Origin of the sequence: Dietzia sp. B19 (assembly GCF_014145155.1) — a bacterium.
GTDB classification, from domain to species: domain Bacteria; phylum Actinomycetota; class Actinomycetes; order Mycobacteriales; family Mycobacteriaceae; genus Dietzia; species Dietzia natronolimnaea.
In genome coordinates, this window is the sequence record NZ_JAALED010000508.1 from 1 (window position 1) to 2,211 (window position 2,211).

1 protein-coding gene and 1 pseudogene are annotated in these 2,211 nt (G+C 67.8%); one reads left to right on the plus strand and one right to left on the minus strand.

Going from position 1 to position 2,211, the window contains the following annotated elements:
- Window positions 1–213, plus strand: a pseudogene (locus G6020_RS13925) (hypothetical protein); the annotation flags it as partial.
- A 10-nt stretch (window positions 214–223) separates the two neighbouring features.
- On the opposite strand, the gene G6020_RS13930 reads toward G6020_RS13925, so the two are convergent.
- Window positions 224–1,873: an AMP-binding protein gene (locus G6020_RS13930; protein WP_179524527.1), complete on the minus strand. Its 1,650-nt coding sequence runs from the start codon at window positions 1,871–1,873 to the stop codon at window positions 224–226.
- Window positions 1,874–2,211: the final 338 nt, after the last annotated feature.

Sequence of the window (2,211 nt, forward strand, 5' to 3'; positions counted from 1 at the left end):
TTCCGGGCCCGCGAGTGGCGGGACCGCAACGTCGACGCCTTCTGCGCCGGGTACGCCGAGGTGAGCGACTCGGACCCCCGCGACACCGGTGCGCTCCTCCGGGCGTACACGCTGGACAAGGCCCTCTACGAGGTGGTGTACGAGTCGCGCAACCGGCCCAGCTGGGTGGGGGTCCCGCTGGGCGCGGTCGAGCGCATCCTCGCGACGGACTAGCGCCGTGCCGTCAGCTCGCGGGCAGCTGGTCCTTGGCCCACTTGTAGTCGGCCTTGCCCGCGGGCGAGCGGCGGATCTCGGGCACGTCGACGATCACCTTGGGGACCTTGTAGTTGGCCAGTGACTGACGCAGGAACTCGGACAGCTCGTCCTGCTCCACCGACTGCCCCTCGCGGAACGAGACCACGGCGGCGACCTTCTGGCCGTAGCGCGGGTCCGGCGCCCCGGCGACGAGCGCGTCGTGCACGGCCGGGTGCGCCTTGAGCGCCTGCTCGACCTCCTCCGGGAAGACCTTCTCGCCGCCGGTGTTGATGCACCCCGAACCGCGGCCGAGGAACACGATGGTGCCGTCCTCGCGGAGCTGTCCCATGTCGCCCAGGACCGAGACGCGTCGACCGTCGACCACGGGGAACGTCTTGGCGGTCTTCTCCGGGTCGTTCCAGTAACCGATCGGCAGGTGACCGCGGCGGACGATGTAGCCGATCTCGTCCGAGCCCGGCTCGATGGGACGGAAGTCCTCGTCGACCAGGCCGAGCTTCGGGCTGGCCGGGATGGTCATCTCGCCGGACTCGCTCATCCCGAGCTCGCCGTCGTTGCCGGCCTCCGAGGCGCCGAAGTTGTCGCGGATGATGATGTTGGGCAGCACCTCGAGGACGCGCTCGCGGCTGGACTTGGACCAGATGCCGCCGCCGGAGGCCATCATGAACAGGGTGCTGAAGTCCATGGTCTCGGTGCCCTTGACCAGCTCGTCCGTCAGCGGCACCGCCATGCCGTCGCCGACGAACATGAGGATGTGCGCCTTGTGCTCGGCGGTCGCCCGGATGATCTCCGCCGCGTCGAACTCGCGGAACATGATGAGGTGGCCGCCGAGGTTCACGAAGGTCAGCAGCGTGAACAGGCCCGCACCGTGCATGAGCGGGGCCGAGATGACCACCTTCATCCCGCCGTCGGGCGAGACGTTGTCGGCGACCTCGGCGGGGCTGTGCCGCTTGTCACCGTAGGGGTTGCCCCCGGACAGGCACGCGTAGAAGTAGTCCGACATGTGCCACTGCACGCCCTTGGGGAAGCCGGTGGTCCCGCCGGTGTAGACGATCCAGTGGTCGTCGCCGCGGACGGGCTCGAAGTCCCGCTCCGCCGACTGTGCCGGCCACTCGGTGTCCCCGTCGACCACCGTCAGGCCCTTCTCGGCACACGCCGAGGCCAGGACCTCCGGGACGCCGCCGAACACGATCACGGTACGCACGGTCTCGAGCTTCGGGACCGCTGCGGCCATGGTCTCGGCGAACTCGGCGTCGACCAACACGGCGATCGACTTGGAGTCGTTGAACAGGTAGACCAACTCGGGCGCGGTGTACCGGTAGTTCACGTTGATCCCGGCCACCCGGGTCTTCATGCACCCGATGATGGCCGCCATGTGCGCGGTGCTGTTCTTCATGTAGAGCGCGACGTGGCTGAGCGGCTCCGCACCGTGGGCGCGGAGCAGGTGCCCCATCTGGTTGGCGAGATCGTCGACCTGACGGTAGGTGTAGTCGACGCCGTCCATGGTCAGCAGTGCGTTGTCCGGGATCTTGTCGGCGACGGCCTCGAACACCGCGGCCTCGTTCATCTCCGGGTTGGTTCCGGCGAGCGGATCGGTCGAATGGTCAGCAGCTTCGGTCATGGCAGAATCCTTCGCGAGGGCGGACGAAATGTGGCTGTCCTCACATTGTGACCTGAACTTGTTCTCATGTCCAGACGGCACCCTGATCAGGTCAAACTCTTAATAAGTAGAACGAGTTCTAGAGCAGTTCGTGTCCATGGCAACGATTCTGCGTGACCCCACGCCCCCGAGCGCCTACATTTTGGACATGAGTTCACGGCGGTCCCCGCAGAGCGGCGCGCCCTACGACGGGGGCCTGATGCTGCCCCACGCCACCCGGACGGGGAGCGTCCCGGTGGACGGTCGCCGATCGGCCGCGCCGGAGGCGGATCGGCCCTCCGGCCGGAGGCCGGTGCTGA